This window comes from Vibrio sp. ZOR0018 (genome assembly GCF_963865925.1).
GTDB classification, from domain to species: domain Bacteria; phylum Pseudomonadota; class Gammaproteobacteria; order Enterobacterales; family Vibrionaceae; genus Vibrio; species Vibrio anguillarum.
Map to the genome: position 1 here is coordinate 141,154 of NZ_CAWMCN010000123.1, position 18,884 is coordinate 160,037.

The window sequence follows — 18,884 nt, forward strand, 5'->3', positions numbered from 1 at the left end:
ATTCTGACGTTCGCCAATTGGGTTTTTAACCTTGATGTGGTTAAATCACACAACAAACCGAGCGGCTTTTGCCGCTCGGACTGTTTTCACCCAAACCAACGCATCAAGCCGCAATAAACCTTGAGTGTTGGCGTTAATCAGAATCTAGGTTTATGTTCAAAGAGAACCAAAATAAAGTTGAGACCATTATTAAGACCAGCGAAGAGCCTCAGTCTTCACGCCTCAATGGATCGCAACGTCTGAAAGAGTGCGGGCTTATTGTCGCTGTGCTTGCCTCTGTGCTTCTTTCCATCGCTTTATTAACATTTAGTCCCGCCGATCCTTCATGGTCGCAAACCGCGTGGGGAGGCGATATTGAAAATGCAGGCGGTATTATTGGCGCATGGATTGCCGATACCTTGTTCTTTATTTTTGGATCGCTGGCCTACCCAATACCGCTCATGATTACTGTGCTAGCATGGGTTTTTCTGCGTAAAAGAGAAGAGAATGAACCCCTTGATTTTGTGCTGTGGGGAACGCGTTTACTCGGCTTAACCATCTTGATTTTGACCAGTTGTGGTCTTGCGGATATCAACTTTGACGATATTTGGTATTTTTCATCTGGTGGTGTGATTGGGGATGTCTTAACCAGTTTGGCGCTGCCAACGCTTAATTTACTAGGCTCAACCCTAGTATTGCTCTTTTTATGGGGCGCTGGTTTTACGCTGCTAACGGGTATCTCCTGGCTAAGCATCGTGGAATGGTTAGGCACGATGAGTATTTCTCTTGGCGTTGCGTTGATCAATCGATTACGTGGTGAGAAAGATGAAGATATTGCGCCCGTTTTGTCGCCAATGGAATTGTCGCCGCTTGAATCATCATCCGCAGACTTAGCCGTTGTTGAGTCTAGTTCGCCAAATGAAGAATATGTCAAATCAGCCCTCGATGCGTTTGGGGCCGAGCAATACACGCCTGCGGTAGAGGTTGAAGAAGAGCTGGAACAGACTCACTCGCCAAGACGTTTTAATATTCACATGCCAGCGGCCAAAACTCAGGCTAACACTTCTCCTGAATTCAGTGAAACTCACTCAGATGAAGCGCCATTTGATCGCAGCAAGCAGCTTAGTGCAACGATTGAAGAGTTAGAATCTGTTGCGTTGGAAGAGGATGACCTTGCTCTTTCATCGGCAGACTGGGTAGATGAAAGAGCTAATGAGCATCAAGCATTAGCCAGTGCCGACCTCGATGCCAGTCAAGAAGCTCAGCAATATGCATGGGCAGAGGACGAAGAGGTGAGCGATCCGTCGCTTACGATGACAGAAGTTGATCTTGATGTGTCGCGTGTTGAACCGGTTATTTCCAATTTGGATGTGCTGGATGAAGATGAATCAGATCAAGCGTTGGCTGCTGATCTTGATGTGATGTCAGAAGATGACGAGCCACCGTTAGGCCAGCAAGATAGCGATGTGACGGCTTTTCAGAACATGGTGTCTTCGGCTCAGGCCAATATGGCGGCCAAGCAAAATCCATTTTTAATGCAAAAAGAAACTAACCTGCCTAAACCGACGGAGCCACTACCGACGTTAGAGCTTCTGTATCACCCAGAAAAGCGTGAACACTTTATTGACCGAGAGGCATTAGAGGAGGTTGCTCGTTTGGTTGAATCTAAACTCGCGGATTACAAAATCCAAGCGCAAGTGGTTGATATCTTTCCGGGGCCGGTTATCACTCGTTTTGAATTAGATTTAGCTCCAGGCGTAAAAGTGAGCCGTATTTCTAGCCTATCGATGGATTTGGCGCGTTCCTTATCGGCAATGGCGGTGAGGGTGGTTGAAGTGATCCCCGGTAAACCTTATGTTGGTCTTGAACTGCCAAACATGAGTCGTCAAACCGTCTATTTGTCAGATGTTATAAAAAGCCGTCAATTCCAAGAAGCGAAATCACCCACGACCATCGTTTTAGGGCAAGACATTGCAGGCGAAGCATTGGTCGCGGATTTAGCCAAAATGCCGCACGTGTTGGTGGCTGGTACAACAGGCTCAGGTAAGTCGGTTGGGGTCAACGTGATGATCCTCAGCATGCTTTATAAAGCGAGCCCAGAAGACGTTCGCTTTATTATGATTGACCCGAAAATGTTAGAGCTATCGATCTACGAGGGTATTCCTCACCTGCTAGCTGAAGTCGTGACTGACATGAAAGACGCATCAAATGCTTTACGTTGGTGTGTGGGTGAAATGGAACGTCGTTATAAATTAATGTCTGTGCTTGGTGTGCGTAACATTAAAGGCTTCAATGATAAGCTAAAAATGGCCGCTGCTGCTGGTCATCCTATCCACGATCCCTTGTGGAGAGAAGGTGACAGTATGGAGAGTGAACCGCCACTGCTGGAAAAACTGCCTTACATTGTCGTTGTTGTTGATGAATTTGCTGATCTGATGATGGTGGTGGGTAAAAAAGTAGAAGAGTTGATCGCGCGTTTGGCACAAAAGGCTCGTGCTGCGGGTATTCACCTTATTTTGGCCACTCAGCGCCCATCGGTTGATGTGATCACCGGTTTAATCAAAGCGAATATTCCGACGCGCGTTGCGTTTACCGTTTCGACTAAAACCGACTCAAGAACTATTTTGGACCAAAGTGGTGCGGAATCACTGCTCGGTATGGGCGATATGCTCTATCTACCACCGGGTTCTAGCCACACGATCCGGGTTCACGGTGCGTTTGCCTCGGATGAAGATGTGCATGCGGTGGTAAACAACTGGAAAGCACGCGGTAAGCCGAACTACATAGAAGAGATCACTTATGGTGACCAAGGACCAGAAGCCTTGCTACCCGGTGAGAAGATGGAAAGTGATGAAGAAGTGGATCCGCTATTTGATCAAGTGGTTGAACATGTAGTGGAAACGCGTCGAGGTTCAGTTTCAGGAGTGCAACGCCGATTTAAAATCGGTTACAACCGCGCTGCAAGAATTGTAGAGCAGCTGGAAGCACAAGGTATTGTGAGCGCTCCCGGCCATAATGGTAATCGCGAAGTACTATCGCCAGCGCCGCCGCGAGATTAATCACGGTCATTGTAGGCAACACAAACAAAACAGCGCCACCCATCATGCCATGAGCGGCGCTGTTTCAATTTAGCTAGCATAAACTCTCGCCAGCCTTGCTAACGGCTATTTTTCTTGCATCAGCCCCATCAGTGCTTGTTGCGTGTCAGATATTTGCTGCTGCGCGGATGGTGTACTGCCAATTCCCAATTGTTGTTTAGCTTCATCTTCAGAGAGACCTAAGTGGCAACACAGTAAATCAATCGCCATTTGATAGTTGCTCGTTTCAGCCATGATGCTGTCCTTTGTCCGTCGAAAATGTCTGTTTCCCATGCAATGTAGTCACTTTAGCTGGGACTCTCAATACGACCAAAGTCTTATGCGTTCAATTGCTCATCACGTGCTGTAAGGGCAGGTTAACCATCTTGCTATTCAATAACAGATTTTAGAAAACTCGGCGTCAGACATTAAATGTTTCAATTTATCGCTTAACCTTGTTTTTCAAATCTTAGACTATATGTATATGAAAAATTGTGTAGGTTCATGCTAGCGTCGCTTGCAGCCTACACTCATAATAAGATTTTCATTCGGAGATAAGTAATGAAGCGAGTCATGTTATTTCTAGCAACCAACCTTGCGGTGGTTCTGGTTCTTAGCCTTGTATTAAATATTGTTTATGCTGTGACGGGGATGCAGCCGGGCAGTTTATCTGGCTTGCTCGTCATGGCCGCGTTGTTTGGTTTTGGCGGCTCATTTATTTCATTATTGATGTCAAAGAGCATGGCTCTGCGCTCGGTAGGTGGAATGGTGATTGAAAGTCCACGTAACGAAACTGAGCACTGGTTATTGCAAACTGTAAGTCGTCAAGCTCAGCAAGCGGGTATTGGTATGCCAACGGTAGCAATTTATGATTCACCAGACATCAACGCTTTTGCAACCGGCGCTAAACGTGATGATTCTCTCGTCGCTGTTTCAACGGGGCTATTGCACAGCATGACGCGTGACGAGGCCGAAGCGGTATTGGCGCATGAAGTGAGCCACATTGCCAATGGCGATATGGTTACGATGACTTTAATGCAAGGAGTGGTTAACACCTTCGTTATTTTCTTATCGCGCTTTATCGCAAACATCGTCTCGTCTCGTGATTCAGAAGAGGGTGGCGGTAGCAATATGATGGTTTATTTTGGCATCTCTATGGTGCTGGAATTGGTATTTGGCTTCCTCGCGAGCTTTATTACGATGTGGTATAGCCGTCATCGCGAATTCCACGCCGACGCAGGTGCAGCAAAGCTTGTGGGTAAACACAAGATGATTGCGGCGTTAGAGCGTTTAAAAATGGGGCAAGAATCTCAATTAGAAGGTTCCATGATGGCTTTTGGTATCAACGGTAAACGTTCAATGACGGAATTATTGATGAGTCACCCGCCGCTTGATAAACGCATCGCCGCTTTGCGCAATAGTTAATCTAATCTAAGCTAACTAAAAAGAGAAGGCCAGCGAATTACGCTGGCCTTTTTGATCGTCGTAACTATTGGAATTTGGGTCTTTATTTTCTTTTTTGATCTTAATTCCTTGCAACCACGTATGCATTGAAAAGATACAAAGTTATACAAGAAATATTTTGTATAACTAAGCGACTTGTACTATTTTGTACATGTGAAGTTTTTGTATAACTTATGGAAACGTACAATGGATGTCGAATCGGTTGCTCAAGTTTATCGTCAACTCAACAAAGAGAACTTGCCTTTATTACGTCAGGTTTATCACGACAATGTCCTTTTTGAGGATGCCGCTCATCGAATAGAAGGTTGGCGTGCGCTATCGGATTATTTTGCTCGTTTGTATCAGAACGTAGAGCGTTGTGATTTTACCATCCATGATCACCAGCAAGTCGGTGACTGCGGCTTTCTCACATGGACTATGTCTTTGCAGCATCCTCGGCTAGCTCGTGGAAAACTTATACAAGTGCAAGGGATGAGCCATCTCAAGTTTCAAGACAACCAAGTTATTTATCACCGTGATTACTTCGACTTGGGAGAAATGCTCTATGAGCACATTCCGCTGCTGGGAAGTGTTATTCGTTCGATTAAACAGAGGTTAGGGCAATGAAGAGTGTACTTATCACGGGAGCCACTTCTGGTATTGGTTATCAGCTAGCTGTTGATTATGCAAAAACGGGTTGGCAAGTTATTGCTTGTGGGCGTAACCAAGCCAAGCTTAATCAAATGCATCAAGAGTATCCGCAGATCCAAGGTATTGCGTTTGATATTACCGATTTTGAGCAAACGAAATCGGCTTTATCGCAACTGCCTTTTACTCCTTCACTGTGGATCCTCAACGCTGGCGATTGCGAATACATCGATCATGGTCAAATGGATTCACTTCGGTTTAAGCGTGTGTTTGACGTAAACGTTTTGGGTTTAGCTCATTGCATTGAGGCGATACAGCATCACTTTGTTGCTAACCACCGTGTGGCGATCGTTGGTTCCATCGCCAGTGAAATCGCGCTGCCAAGAGCAGAAGCCTATGGCGCTTCTAAAGCGGCGGTTAGTTACCTAGCACGCTCGCTCATGCAAGATTGGCGAGCGCAAGGTGTTGCTGTGACGATGATCTATCCTGGGTTTGTTGCCACGCCTTTGACTGATAAAAATAGTTTTTCGATGCCAATGATGGTCAGTGCCGAGTATGCATCGCAGGCGATTCGCCGTGGGTTGGAAAAAGGCAAAACCACCCTCTATTTTCCGGCCCGTTTTACGAGCCTATTACGTTTGATTGGCAGCTTACCTTACTCATGGCAAGGCAAATTAGTTGCGGCATTACTTAAATAACGAGCTGTTTTGTAATTAAAGGAATTGAGTATGAAAATCGCCATTATTGGTAGCGGTATTTCCGGGTTAACATGCGGTTATTATTTGCATAAACATCATGATGTTACCGTGTTTGAAGCCAATCATTACATTGGTGGGCATACCGCCACCGTCGATATTGAGCTCGATGGTCAAAATCATGCAGTTGATACTGGTTTTATCGTGTACAACGACCGGACCTACCCAAATTTCATCGCAATGATGAATGAAATTGGCGTAAAAGGCATTCCGACTCAAATGAGCTTCAGTGTGCGTAATGATGCGAATGGGCTGGAATATAACGGTCATACCGCAACTACGTTGTTTGCACAAAAGCGGAACTGGTTAAACCCTGTCTTTTATCGCTTTATTTTTGAAATCATTCGCTTCAATCGGTTAGCGAAACAGCAAGCAGAACAAGCGCATCAATCAATGCAAACCTTAGGTGGTTTCTTATTTGAGCACCAATTTTCTGACTATTTTTGTGAAAATTATATTTTACCGATGGGAGCGGCAATTTGGTCATCTTCCTTGGCTGATATGCGGGTTTTTCCGTTAAGTTTCTTTTTGCGTTTCTTCCTCAACCATGGCCTGCTAGAGATCACTAACCGACCACAATGGTATGTGGTTGAAGGCGGATCGCGCGCGTACATCGAACCCTTGACGCAAGGTTTTAAAGATAAGATTCATCTTGATAGCCCAGTTACACAAGTCAAACGCGGCTCGGCAGGTGTCGAGCTCATTGTTAATGGGCAATCACACCACTTTGATCATGTGATTTTTGCATGTCACAGCGATCAGGCATTAGGTATGTTAGAGCAACCGACAGAGGCTGAGCAAGAAGTGCTCGGTGTAATGCACTATCAAGCTAATGAAGTCACTCTACATACCGACACATCACTGCTGCCTAAGCGAAAAGCCGCTTGGGCAGCTTGGAACTATTGGCTTGATGGCAGTCCAGATCAAGAGTCGCGTTTACCAGCACTGACCTACAATATGAATATCTTGCAGCATATTAAAGGCGCTCATACTTTTTGTGTATCGCTCAACAGCGGTGACCGCATTGCTGATGAGAAAGTTTTACGACAGTTTACTTATCACCACCCGGTATTTACCACGCAATCTATCGCGGCTCAGCAACGCAAGCCTGAAGTCAACGGTGTGAATAACACTTGGTACTGTGGCGCTTATTGGCGCAATGGTTTTCATGAAGATGGCGTGACCAGTGCGCTGGATGTTGTGACACAGCTTGACGCGCAAGCGCAGCAGTTACAAGGTGCGGCGTGATGGAGACTGAGCCCAACAGTTGTTTGATGGTTGGCATGGTACGTCATCGACGCTTTACACCGATTGAACATGCGCTCAATTATCCATTGTTTATGCCGTGTATTGATCTCGATGAACTGGAGCAACTGAGTGATTCAGTTTGGGGGTTTGGCGAAAAATGGTGGCACTGGGCGCGTTTTCAGAGAGCCGATTATCTTGGTGAAGGGGATTTAAAACAGTGCATACAAGATAAAGTTCATGAGCTGACGGGTGACCGCTGCTCTGGAAAGGTGATGGCAGTATGTCACCTTCGTTATTTAGGAATCTATTTTAGCCCGGTTAATTTCTACTATCTTTATGATCAACAAGGTGAATGGCAATACTTGCTGGCCGAAGTGAGTAATACACCTTGGAATCAACGGCACTACTACGCGGTGAAAGCACAAGCGGGAGAAGAGCAGCAACAGTGGCGTCATCAAAAGGCGTTTCATGTTTCTCCCTTCAATCCTATTGATCAGCAATATCATTGGAAGTTGAAGCCGCTTGGTTCGTCATTGAGTGTACATTTGGAATGCCATAAAGAAGGTAAAGTTTTCGATGCGACTTTATCGATGAAGGCACAACCATTTAATTCAAAAAATTTACTCAAGTTATTGATCAAAACACCCGTGATGGCCGTAAAAGTGACAATAGGTATTTACTGGCATGCTTTAAAGCTGTGGCTTAAAGGAGCACCTTTCTACTCCAATCCACATTCATAAATACGCAAGATCTACACAGAGACAGTGTCTAAATAACAATAACAAGGAGAACGCTCAATGCTTAATTCACAAACTCTCGCGTTGCCCAAGCAACTGACAGGGTTGCAAAAGAGTGCAAGAAGCTTCATTTTTCGCTGTCTACAGCGTTTAGACGTCGGCACTTTAACCATCATTGAAACCTTTTCCAATGAAGGCGCGTCCAGTCAGGAGACTTTTGGTGTACTTAAAGAGCATCAACCCCATGCAACTATTGAAATACATCATCCTCATTTTTATGCTCGTTTATTAAAAGGGGGTAGTATTGCAGCGGGTGAAGCTTACATGGATGGTTGGTGGGATAGCCCGAATTTGACCAGCCTAATGGAACTGATGGCTCGTAATGTCAGTGCATTAGATGGCATTGAAGCTCGCAGTAGTGTGTTGACCAAACTTTTTTATAAAGTCAGCCATTGGCTCAACCGAAATTCAATCGATAAAGCCAAAGAGAATATTCATGCCCACTACGATCTAGGCAATGATCTCTACCACACCTTTTTAGACAGTAATATGCTCTATTCCAGCGCGTTGTTTTTGCATCCGGATGAAACGTTAGAGCAGGCGCAAATCAATAAAATGGAACGTTTGTGCCAGCAGTTGCAACTCAAAGCAAGCGACCACGTGATTGAGATTGGCACCGGTTGGGGTGCGATGGCGATTTACATGGCCAAAACTTACGGCTGTCAGGTCACGACGACGACCATTTCTGAAGAGCAGCATTACTACACCGCGCAGCAGATAGAGCGGCAGGGGCTGGAGAGTCAAATCACCTTGCTCAAGCAAGATTACCGCCTGCTACAAGGTCAGTACGATAAATTAGTCTCGATAGAGATGATCGAAGCGGTCGGTAAAGAGTACCTCGCCTCTTATATTGAAAAGTGCCAGTCACTGCTAAAACCCAATGGTTTGATGGCGATTCAAGCCATCACCATCGCTGATCAACGTTATGATTATTACAGCAATAATGTCGATTTCATTCAGAAATACATTTTCCCCGGCGGTTTTTTACCCTCAATTACCGCATTGACAACGGCGGCGACACAGCACAGTGATTTAGTGGTTCGCAACCTGTTTGATCTTGGTCCTGACTATGCGCATACGCTCGCTCATTGGCGTCACCGTTTTGAGCTTGTAAAACATCAGGTTTCACAACTTGGGTATGATGAGCGATTCACGCGTATGTGGCGTTACTATTTCTGCTACTGCGAGGGGGGATTTTTAGCAAAATCCATCAGCACTGTACATATGACTTTGCAAAGACCGATGTAATGAAGACGCTGTTTGCGGTCTCTCTTTGGTTTCAAGCGATCTGGTTTGTTGCTGTATTGGGGACAGAACGTTTGCAGTGGTTGGCATTGACCATGATGTTAGCCGCATTGATGTTTTCCTTGCGGCACTTCTCTTATCCTTTGGAAAGGGTGATTGCGTTAACCATGTTGGGTATTGTTATCGATACCCTTAATCAGTATTTCGGATTATTACGCTTTGCTACTAATGACTTTCCCATTTGGTTAATGGTGTTGTGGGGTGCTTTTTCTTGGTATGCCTCCCATTTAGTGGTGCTGCTGAAACGTTATCCATCCAAACTCATTTGTTTGGTGGTCGGCGTGTTAGGTAGTTTAAGTTATTGGGCGGCAGAACGTTTAGGAGCTGTACATTTTGATTGGCCATTGAGTTTGACTATGGCCATCTTGTGGCTGCAGTGGGTGATGATCGGTACATTGATACTTAGGATATTTAGCGATGATGTTAGCAAAGAGAAATAGTCTAAGAAAATTCAATCTGTTACTGATAGTGATTGCCTTTCACAGCTTGGTGAATAATGCTTTTGCGGCGGTGGCAGACGATAAACTGACCGAGTGGCAAACTTGGCCAGTGATTGGCCAAGCGAATTTAAGCTGGTTATGGCTAGATATTTATTCCTCGCAGCTTCGTACCCCATCAGGGCAGTACGAGCAAGGAAGCGATTTATCACCCCATCCCTTGGCGCTTGAAATTGAATATCAGCGCGACATCAGTAGTAAACAGCTGGTGGAATCGACCGCAGAGCAGTGGCAAAAACTCAAATTAACCGAGCAACAAATTGCACCGTGGCTGGTGCACCTATCGTCCATTTTTCCCAGCGTTACTGAGGGCGATCGTTTGATTTACACCTCCGATGGGCAGCAGGGCGCTTTTATTTTTCATCCTAAGAATGGTGTTCAAGCCCAGGTTGGTACAGTAGTCGACGAAGCGTTAAATGACGCCTTTCTCGCGATATGGTTGTCGCCACAGACGCAATACCCACACTTACGCAAGCAATTGATAGGAATGCAACCATGAAAGCGATAGCCAGACGCAGTTATCTGTTACTTCTACTTTGGTTAGTGGGGTGCAGCGCTGATCTCACTCAATACCAATCCACGCAACCTAAGTTTGATCTATTTGAGTACTTCTCTGGTCGAACGTTAGCATGGGGGATGGTGCAAGATTATACAGGGATGCAAACGCGTCGTTTCGAGGTTGCCATCGACGGAACAGTTGAGGGGAATAAACTCACTTTGGTTGAAGACTTCAATTTTGATGATGGTGAAAAAAGCCAAAGAGTATGGGTGATTGAACGTTTTGCTGATGGAAAATATATCGGTCAAGCGGATGATGTATTAGGCCAAGCCCAAGGGGAAGAAGTGGGTAACGCTTTGCTTTGGCAATATGATTTTTCCTTACCTTATGGTGATTCTACGCTAACCGTTACATTTGACGACTGGCTTTATCGGCAAGATGAAAAGCGGGTGTTTAACCTGACTAAAATTAAAAAATTTGGTATCGAGGTCGGTAAACTAACGCTGTTCTTTGAAAAACAATAAGGCTCCGTAAGGAGCCTTATTGTGCTGATCATATGGCTTTGGAATTATCTCTGTTCTGCGCGTGGCGCTCTTGGCTTAGAGGCTTGAGCAAACGGTTTGCCTTTACTTGTCGGGCGAGAGTGCGCAGGTTTAGATGCGCCGCCTTGGTTTTTCTTACCGTTGTCTGTCGCGCTGCTAGCGCGTGGTTTGTTTGGCGACTTACTTGGTGAAGTAGCGTTCTCTTTACGCGGGTTAAGAGCATCAAAACCCGGCTGAGTTTTGGTGTGTTTGGTCGCAAAACGGTTCGCTCCGTGACGGCCAGATTTACGACGCTGCGCAGGCGTGAGTGCATCCACATCATTCGCAGGCACTAAGCAGTTAGGTTTATCACCAATCAAATGCTTTTTACCCATGTTGATCAAGGCTTCACGGATAATCGGCCAGTTTAATGGGTCATGGTAGCGTAACAGCGCTTTGTGCAGCCTGCGTTGACGCTCTCCCTTCGCGACAGTCACTTCTTCACGTTTTTTGTATTTCACCCGTTTGAGCGGGTTAGTCTCTGAGTAATACATCGCGGTTGCATTACACATTGGCGATGGATAGAAGTTCTGCACCTGATCACACTCAAAATTGTTTGATTTTAGCCACAGTGCCAAATTGAGCATATCTTCATCTTCTGTACCGGGATGCGCGGAAATAAAGTACGGGATGAGGTACTGTTTCTTACCTGCTTCAGCACTGTACTTCTCAAACATCTCTTTGAAGCGATTATAGGTGCCCATACCCGGTTTCATCATCAGATCGAGCGGATTCTTCTCGGTATGTTCTGGGGCGATCTTGAGATAGCCTCCTACGTGATGCGTGACCAATTCACGCACATATTCAGGAGATTCAATCGCCAAGTCATAACGCACACCAGAGGCGATCATCACTTTTTTAATGCCTTTGACTTTGCGCGCTTCACGATAGAGATCAATCGTATGTTTGTGGTCGGTATTGAGCTTATGGCAAATTCCGGGGAAAACACACGATGGGCGGCGGCAGTTCATCTCAGCTTTAGGATCACTACAACCTAAACGGTACATGTTCGCCGTTGGCCCACCCAAATCCGAAATGGTTCCAGTAAAGCCGGGAACTTTATCGCGGATCTCTTCCATCTCATTCAAAATCGACTCTTTTGAACGGTTTTGGATAATGCGCCCTTCATGTTCGGTAATCGAGCAGAATGAACAACCACCAAAGCAGCCGCGCATGATATTAACCGAGGTTTTGATCATGTCATAAGCAGGAATTTTACTTTTGCCATACATAGGGTGAGGCACGCGTGCGTAGCTCAGGCCAAACACGTAATCCATCTCTTCTGTGGTGAGTGGGATCGGGGCTTGGTTGACCCACAACTCACGGTCGCCATGACGCTGGATCAGCGCCCGGCCAGAGTAGGGGTTGGTTTCTAAATGCAGTACACGGCTTGCATGCGCGTATAAAATCCGGTCATTATTGAGCTTTTCAAAAGCAGGCAAACGAACCGCTGTTGTGGCGGCATCATGGCGAGAAGGACGAATGGTGATTGGCTTTGCTTCGGCTTCTTTTTCTTGATTAGTTTCACACTGCGTTTCCACCGAGTAAGGGTTCACAGGAACAAACGCTTTACCCGGTTTCTCAATGCGTGATGAGTCAATGATGGTGTAATGCTCAGGCTCAGCGGCCAGGTTCACGGCCGTGCCGCGAATATTGGTCATATCAGCGATGTTATCGCCATTGGCTAAGCGGTGCGCTACTTCAACCAATGCGCGCTCTGCGTTACCAAACAGCAGTATGTCAGCTTTGGCATCAAACAGCACAGAACGGCGCACTTTGTCTGACCAATAATCATAATGGGCAACGCGGCGCAAACTTGCTTCAATACCACCGAGTACCAGTGGCACATCTTTATAAGCCTCACGACAACGCTGCGAATAGACAAGTGTGGCGCGATCTGGACGTTTGCCACCTTCATTATTGGGTGTGTACGCATCATCATGACGTAATTTTTTGTCAGAGGTGTAGCGGTTGATCATCGAATCCATGTTGCCGGCCGTGATGCCAAAAAACAGGTTAGGTTTTCCCAGCGCCATGAAAGCGTCTTTATTTTGCCATTGCGGCTGGGCAATGATCCCAACGCGAAAGCCTTGCGCTTCGAGTAAACGGCCAATGATCGCCATACCAAAACTGGGGTGATCCACATAAGCGTCACCCGTGACGATCACGATGTCACAGCTGTCCCATCCTAGGGCATCCATCTCCTTTTTACTGGTTGGCAGGAAAGGTGCGGTTCCAAAGCACTCTGCCCAGTATTTTTTATATTGATGAATAGGAGTGACGTTGCTGTGCATATTTTGACCTCTGATTAATGAGCCGCGCATTATAACGACTTGCACTGGTAGTATCTAGCGGAACATTGGCTTTGCGTTCTATTTATAAAGAAAATTATTAATAAAGTGAGCGGTAAGTGTGTCGGAGAGATACTAAGTGATATGTGATAAAAAGGATGCACCAATAGTAAAAAGGTCAACCAGTAATAAAACGGGTTGACCTTTAGACAAGAGTTAGTGGCTCAAGTAACGACGTCGAATCAATAAGGCGGCCAGCATTGACAATAAAGTCATTCCACCAGTACTACCGCCGCCTGAACCTCCTGAAAGTGGGGGTAAGGTAAAGGAGTAAGGCTTTTCATATTTCAAATTTTTGATGTAAGCCGCATCACTGCCGGTTGGTGTGCTTGATGTCTTTACGTATTCAAAGCGGATATCGTTGACTTCTTCATTCAAATATAACGTTCTGCTGCCACTACGTTCACCATCTTCGATTATGTAAGTGCTACCGTTCACTTTCACAATTAAGGAATCATAAATAAAAGTAGAGGAGACTTGGAAATCAAAACTTACTTTTCCTTTAGGGACGTTTTCAAGAAACAAAACCGATCTCGCTTTATCGTTCATAATGGCAGAACGTAGCCAACCATCTTCTTCTAGCCAAGGGTTTACATTCACACTAAGACTGCTATTGGGTACGGTAATTAACCCCTCTAGTGATTTTGAAGCAGGTTGTAGAACCGTATTGAGCTTTAGTGACGAGGTGACGGTTCCTAAATTTAGTGGGCTGTTAGTGTCAATCTCTAAGCGCACATCAGCAGGTATCATTGAATCAATGGTATAAGAAACATCAACATAACATTGGCTACTCGGAGCCAAGCCTTGTGAACAGTTTTCGGCTGTGATATTTGCAGAAGCTGGAGACAGTATGACGTTGTTTGCGGTAATAATCTCATCAGAGCCGTTTACAAAATTAAAGCGATGGGTATGAAGCCCATACTTAATCTCGTTTTTGTGTTGAGATTGTCGGAAAGAAACCTTTGATGTTCTTTGAGTCAGCCAATCATTAAAATGGTCGACTTTGGCATAAACGCCAGCCGCGTCTTGTAAGCCGCAACCACGCCCCCAACTAACGACACCATATTGAATAAAATTACCGCCGTCATTGATAAAAACGGGGCCACCGCTATCACCTTGGCAGGTATCTTGCGGGTAACTGCTCGCACAAAAAGCATCATTTTGTATATCTAAATAGCCGCCACCCAAAGTTCTGCACTGTGCAGTACCAATTAACGATATTTCGGCTTTACGCAAGATTTGAGAAGGATTGCTCGATTTATTCAACAGTTGGCTGTAACTCGTTGCCCCAAAGCCAATTATCTCTAAAGCCGTGCCAGCGGCTAGCGTATCAAGTGCACCAGTATTAGGGCGAGTGACTGCTTGTATTGGTAATGAGTTTTCTAATTCAAGAATGGCGATGTCGTTGGATCTTTCGTTATAGTCAGCATGAGTTTCATCATCATAAGCTTCATGATAATAGATTTGTTTGACTTTTACCCGGCGACCAGCATTAGTACGTAAGTCATACGCTCCAACCGTCACTTCAATATCCTCTGCATTGAGCGGGTTTTTTCCTGCTACGCAGTGAGCGGCGGTAAGTACATACTTATCACCCAAGTAGCTGCCACCACAAAAAGAGCTTTGAAGAGTTGAATAGTGTAAGGCAACCATAAAGGGAAAGCTACCCGCGTCAGCAGGAGTTCCATTGATGATTCTAGTTGATATTCCGGATTCCGTTCCAGAAGCACTGAACTGAAAAGATGTAAACAGAAGCGCTCCTAGCGCGACTGAAAAAAGGGGTTTGTTCATGAGTACCTCGGATTAGTTTTTCCAGCACCTCTTAGGCGTGGGAACGGTACCATATAGAGGCTGATGAATCTCGTCAATCAGTAATAATTATCATATCGACAAGATATATTAATCAGATAAGGCAAGTTAATGTATTTTGTTAGCTTATTTAATGAACAGGTCGGCTAATTTGTGTTCGTAATTTTATTTCGATGATGACAATTCTAGGCTACTCCTTTTGAGGTGTATTGATGTTCGGCGTTTTTTATATGGCTTGTCTGGCCTAAAATAATAAATAAGCAACTGCATTTACATCATTAGTGCTAACTCACGGCTTGTGATTAAGTTTTGCTCTATGCTGTGCCATTAATGGTAAATCATTTGAATGAGTTGGAGTCTATATGACACAGGTGAAGTCTCAAGAGCTACGAGAAAAGGCAGTGCTTCGAGAACGGCCAGTGGCTCGATATGATGCGATTGATTGGTCGTTTAACCTGACGACTTCCGAGTTTATTTGTGATCTGAAAGCGGCGAATGCGTTATTTCATTCCAGTGTTTCGATAGCCAATATCCAAGAACTCTTGCGTTATATGACGCCGAGCAAAGCTGCAGAGATGAAGCGCTGCTTCAAGTATGTGATTGAAAGTGGCAAAAGCCATGCTTTAAATTGCAACCTTGTTATTTCGGATCAGGCGTTAACTTATGTGGAGATTTTTATCGAGCGTACTTCTCTCACGCAGTTGCAAGGTACGATTCGACCGCTGCTCAAACTGGAATCATTGCAAGAGGTGGCCAAGCTTTTTGAAGGAGTGTTTGATAATACACATCATGGTTTGATCCTAACCGACGATCAAACGCGGGTTTTGGCTTGTAACCACTATTTTGAGCAGCATTCAGGTTTCAAACAAAATGAGCTACTTGGATTAAAAGCCAACCTATTTAATGCAGGCAAGCATTCCAAAGAGTTTTACCAATCGATGTGGCATGACATCAACACCAAAGATCATTGGAGCGGTGTCATTCTCAATCGTCGGGCATCTGGGCTGGTTGCACCACAAGAATTAACTATTCAAAAAATCGTACTGCAAGATGGTCGAGTGTTCTTTGTAGGGATGACGCTTGATTTAGCCGATAATCTTCACCGCGTAGCCGATACGGCACTTGGGGATATCGATCTTTTGACGCAACTGCCTACCGAACAAAAGTTTAAAGCCTTGCTCGAAACATATTGCATGGAGTACCCCAAAGGTCAAACACAAATTGTTTTGGCTTTTCAACCTGCGTTTGAATCAGATCGACACCATGTAGAAACTTTAATGCTTTCCAGTTTTTTGGCGCGCTGTAAAGAAGCTAAGTTGGTGGGCTATGTGGGAAAAGATATTTATTTAGTGAGTTTGAGTTGTTCAGAGTGCCAAAAAAACACAGATTTTCGTCTCATCCAGCATGCGATCCGCCGCTTTATGAAAGAGTTAAAGAACGAATCCAGCTCACATACCGCGATTATTAATGGCCGAATCGGTGTGTCTGTTTTAGGGTTCGATGCAAAAACGCCAGCTCGAATGGTGACGCATGCGATGCAAGCAATGCTTGAACAACATGCAGGGGAAGCTCGTAACATCAGTTTCTATCACAGTGAAATACATCAACAAGTGAAACGTAGAAAAAACTTGGAAGACAGAGTCGCTAAAGCGATTGCGCAGAAAGACTTGGAGATACACTACCAACCGATTGTCGATACTAAAACATGGAACATTGCGAAATTCGAAGCGTTATGCCGTTTTAGGCCTGTGCCCGATTTACCTTTTACCACGCAAGAAATGATTGGTATCGCGGAAGATCTGGATTTGATTGCCGAGCTTGATCGTTGTGTCAGTATCTTGTCTTTGCAAGATTTACCAAAGATAAAAACCTTGTTTGGCCAAGGTGTTGGGGTAACGATCAACCGCTCTTTCAATACCAAAATGGATGCGACGCAGATTTTAACCAATACCATGGAGATCATTGATCGCTACACGGATACGCCTCAATCAGTCACCATTGAGCTAACCGAAAGCGCCTATTTTGATAGTCAATCTCATCAGGTTGATGCCCTCAATGCTCTTCGATCGCGCGGCGTAACGGTTGCGATTGATGATTTTGGTACGGGTTATTCCTCTTTTACCTACCTCAGTGATTGCAATTTTGATTATTTAAAAATAGATCGCGAGTTTGTCACAGACATTCAGGTCAACAGCAATAAGTACAGCATTGTTAAAATGATCACTGAGCTGTCGCACACACTCGGCGTGAAAGTGGTTGCTGAAGGGGTGGAAACAGAGCATGAGGTTTGGGTGCTTAAATCATTGGGTATTGACTACATACAAGGCTATATTTTTTCAAAACCACTACCGCTTAAGGAACTGGTTCGGGCCAAGGAGTATCGTAACCGTTTTGCGTATTCAGGCGCTAAAGTGGAACAAGAGCGAAAGCCCAACTGTTTGCTCAATCTGTTCAAAGAGGGGAAACCACATTTGGATCCCAGTGAGCCAATCTCTCTTGCTTATCAGTATATTAAAGCGACTAAAGTTGATGTGCTGCCAGTCGTCAATCAAGGAGAGTGTGTCGGCATCGTCGATGTAGCCTCACTCAATTTATATCTGACGCCGAACATGGGGACCGATCTTGAAACCACGCGTGAAGCGGCCGTATGGCGTAAGCCCGTGAATCAGATCATGAAATTTCATTTCACTCAGCTTGACGCGTACACCGAGCTAAATCAAGTGGTGAATTTGATCGAAAAAGGACATGATTTTCCATGGGTACTGGTCGATAACACTCGTTACAAAGGCTTATTGACTCAAGCGGACGTGCTGAGGTATTTGGCCGAAAGTCAGTAACCTTCTCTGGGCATCCGCGCTTACTCTTTGCTATTATCGCGCCCAGATGTTTCCAGATGATGTTTAGATTATGATTCAAACCTTACTTTCTGTTTTTTCACCCATGCTGCTCGGTGCGCAAATCTTACTGACGTTAGTGCTGGTCAAAGGGGATATTTGTCCTGGACAACGTGGCCGTATTCATCGCGTCTTGCCAGCCATTGGTGTGCTTTGGTTGGCAGTGGCTTCACTAAAAATTGAAGCCTTTTTGGTCGTCTTTTCCATTTTCTATTTCTATTCACAAGTTCAAACCAAGAAAACTCGAGATGAAGGCCCGTTATGGGCACTGTATTTGGCGAATGGCCTTGCCTTGGCTTATGTCGCAATTCAGATATCAGAGCAGGGTCATTGGTCAGCTTCTATCGCTATGTTGCTGTTGGTTGGTTTGTTGGGCGCGAGTTTCTCGCACCTTCTACTAACGATAGCGCGCTCGCGTTTACAAGCTTTCCATCGAGTTCTACCCGTTGTGGGCATTCTCTGCTCGATGGGCATCGCTTTATGCGTTGTGCCGCACGCGTACGGGTTAGATGATGAAACGTTGGCTCAAGCAACATTGCTGTTACTAACGGCATTCGGTTTCATGATTGCAGGTATTATCGTGTGGTGCTGGCATATCCTGTTTGCCAAAAGCGCTGAGAAAACTCAATTAACGGCAGCCTTGTTATTGATGCTGGCAGCCAATATTTGTTTTCAAGGTTTGTTTAATCTCTAGACCTGGGTCACTCTTTAGTGCGAATTTTACCGCTAGTCTTTAGTGGTCTCTTTGCTATAGGAGTGAGCCATGGATTTGAGTAACGTCAGCCGTTTTGATAGCAATATATTACTTGGCATCGTCAATGAGAAGCTACGCTTAGAGTGTGACAGCTTCGAAGAGCTTGCCAGTATGTATGAAATGGATAGAGAAAATGTAGTCGGTAAGCTGGATGTTTTAGGTTACCAATACGACCCACTGACCAACCAATTTAAAGCGAACCAACGCTAGTGCTAAGCAGCGTGCAGTGACAGTTAACCAACCGCAC

General features: G+C 45.1%; 16 protein-coding genes. 13 read left to right on the top strand and 3 right to left on the bottom strand.

Features of this window, described 5'->3' with window-relative positions; all coding sequences use genetic code 11:
* The first annotated feature begins 152 nt into the window (after positions 1 to 152).
* Positions 153 to 3,038 carry a DNA translocase FtsK gene (locus AACR75_RS15020; protein WP_017049915.1) on the top strand — a complete coding sequence of 962 codons (2,886 nt, stop codon included), beginning with the start codon at positions 153 to 155 and terminating at the stop codon, positions 3,036 to 3,038.
* Positions 3,039 to 3,143: 105 nt separating this feature from the next.
* On the opposite strand, the gene AACR75_RS15025 is transcribed toward AACR75_RS15020, so the two are convergent.
* Entirely contained in the window at positions 3,144 to 3,311 is a 168-nt protein-coding gene (locus AACR75_RS15025) for a hypothetical protein (RefSeq protein WP_017041998.1), read from the bottom strand.
* Between the two features lie 306 nt (positions 3,312 to 3,617).
* On the opposite strand from AACR75_RS15025, the gene htpX reads away from it, so the two are divergent.
* From htpX to AACR75_RS15070, 9 genes are all read left to right on the top strand, one after another.
* Positions 3,618 to 4,481 carry a protease HtpX gene (gene htpX / locus AACR75_RS15030; RefSeq protein WP_017044602.1) on the top strand — a complete coding sequence of 288 codons (864 nt, stop codon included), beginning with the start codon at positions 3,618 to 3,620 and terminating at the stop codon, positions 4,479 to 4,481.
* Positions 4,482 to 4,706: 225 nt separating this feature from the next.
* Positions 4,707 to 5,126 (top strand): nuclear transport factor 2 family protein, encoded by a 420-nt coding sequence (locus AACR75_RS15035; protein WP_026028585.1) that lies wholly within the window; start codon positions 4,707 to 4,709, stop codon positions 5,124 to 5,126.
* Positions 5,123 to 5,845: an SDR family NAD(P)-dependent oxidoreductase gene (locus AACR75_RS15040; RefSeq protein ID WP_017044604.1), complete on the top strand. Its 723-nt coding sequence runs from the start codon at positions 5,123 to 5,125 to the stop codon at positions 5,843 to 5,845. The genes AACR75_RS15035 and AACR75_RS15040 overlap by 4 nt, the downstream gene beginning before the upstream one ends.
* A gap of 30 nt (positions 5,846 to 5,875) precedes the next feature.
* On the top strand, positions 5,876 to 7,150 hold the full coding sequence (locus AACR75_RS15045) for an NAD(P)/FAD-dependent oxidoreductase (protein ID WP_047690803.1): 1,275 nt from the start codon (positions 5,876 to 5,878) through the stop codon (positions 7,148 to 7,150).
* Positions 7,150 to 7,890: a DUF1365 domain-containing protein gene (locus tag AACR75_RS15050; RefSeq protein WP_047690805.1), complete on the top strand. Its 741-nt coding sequence runs from the start codon at positions 7,150 to 7,152 to the stop codon at positions 7,888 to 7,890. The genes AACR75_RS15045 and AACR75_RS15050 overlap by 1 nt, the downstream gene beginning before the upstream one ends.
* Before the next feature lie 57 nt (positions 7,891 to 7,947).
* Positions 7,948 to 9,195 (top strand): SAM-dependent methyltransferase, encoded by a 1,248-nt coding sequence (locus AACR75_RS15055; protein WP_047690808.1) that lies wholly within the window; start codon positions 7,948 to 7,950, stop codon positions 9,193 to 9,195.
* Positions 9,195 to 9,692, top strand: coding sequence for a DUF2878 domain-containing protein (locus AACR75_RS15060; RefSeq protein WP_017049910.1), 498 nt, complete (start codon positions 9,195 to 9,197; stop codon positions 9,690 to 9,692). The genes AACR75_RS15055 and AACR75_RS15060 overlap by 1 nt, the downstream gene beginning before the upstream one ends.
* Positions 9,670 to 10,248: a chalcone isomerase family protein gene (locus AACR75_RS15065; RefSeq protein ID WP_047690811.1), complete on the top strand. Its 579-nt coding sequence runs from the start codon at positions 9,670 to 9,672 to the stop codon at positions 10,246 to 10,248. The genes AACR75_RS15060 and AACR75_RS15065 overlap by 23 nt, the downstream gene beginning before the upstream one ends.
* On the top strand, positions 10,245 to 10,772 hold the full coding sequence (locus AACR75_RS15070; RefSeq protein WP_047690814.1) for a DUF3833 domain-containing protein: 528 nt from the start codon (positions 10,245 to 10,247) through the stop codon (positions 10,770 to 10,772). Before AACR75_RS15065 ends, AACR75_RS15070 begins: the two co-directional genes overlap by 4 nt.
* A gap of 44 nt (positions 10,773 to 10,816) precedes the next feature.
* On the opposite strand, the gene AACR75_RS15075 is transcribed toward AACR75_RS15070, so the two are convergent.
* Both AACR75_RS15075 and AACR75_RS15080 read right to left on the bottom strand, forming a co-directional pair.
* Positions 10,817 to 13,123: a YgiQ family radical SAM protein gene (locus AACR75_RS15075; protein ID WP_047690963.1), complete on the bottom strand. Its 2,307-nt coding sequence runs from the start codon at positions 13,121 to 13,123 to the stop codon at positions 10,817 to 10,819.
* 213 nt (positions 13,124 to 13,336) lie between these two features.
* A complete protein-coding gene (locus AACR75_RS15080; protein WP_231564204.1) occupies positions 13,337 to 14,971 on the bottom strand; it encodes a S1 family peptidase in 1,635 nt (544 codons plus the stop codon).
* A gap of 380 nt (positions 14,972 to 15,351) precedes the next feature.
* Here AACR75_RS15080 and AACR75_RS15085 point away from each other — a divergent pair, with 380 nt between their 5' ends.
* From AACR75_RS15085 to AACR75_RS15095, 3 genes are all read left to right on the top strand, one after another.
* Positions 15,352 to 17,826: a sensor domain-containing phosphodiesterase gene (locus AACR75_RS15085; RefSeq protein WP_047690819.1), complete on the top strand. Its 2,475-nt coding sequence runs from the start codon at positions 15,352 to 15,354 to the stop codon at positions 17,824 to 17,826.
* Positions 17,827 to 17,896: 70 nt separating this feature from the next.
* Positions 17,897 to 18,577 (top strand): hypothetical protein, encoded by a 681-nt coding sequence (locus tag AACR75_RS15090; protein WP_047690822.1) that lies wholly within the window; start codon positions 17,897 to 17,899, stop codon positions 18,575 to 18,577.
* Positions 18,578 to 18,646: 69 nt separating this feature from the next.
* The gene (locus tag AACR75_RS15095; protein WP_010316942.1) at positions 18,647 to 18,847 is read left to right on the top strand and encodes a DUF4250 domain-containing protein; all 201 of its coding nucleotides are present in this window, start codon (positions 18,647 to 18,649) and stop codon (positions 18,845 to 18,847) included.
* The last annotated feature ends 37 nt before the right edge of the window (positions 18,848 to 18,884 follow it).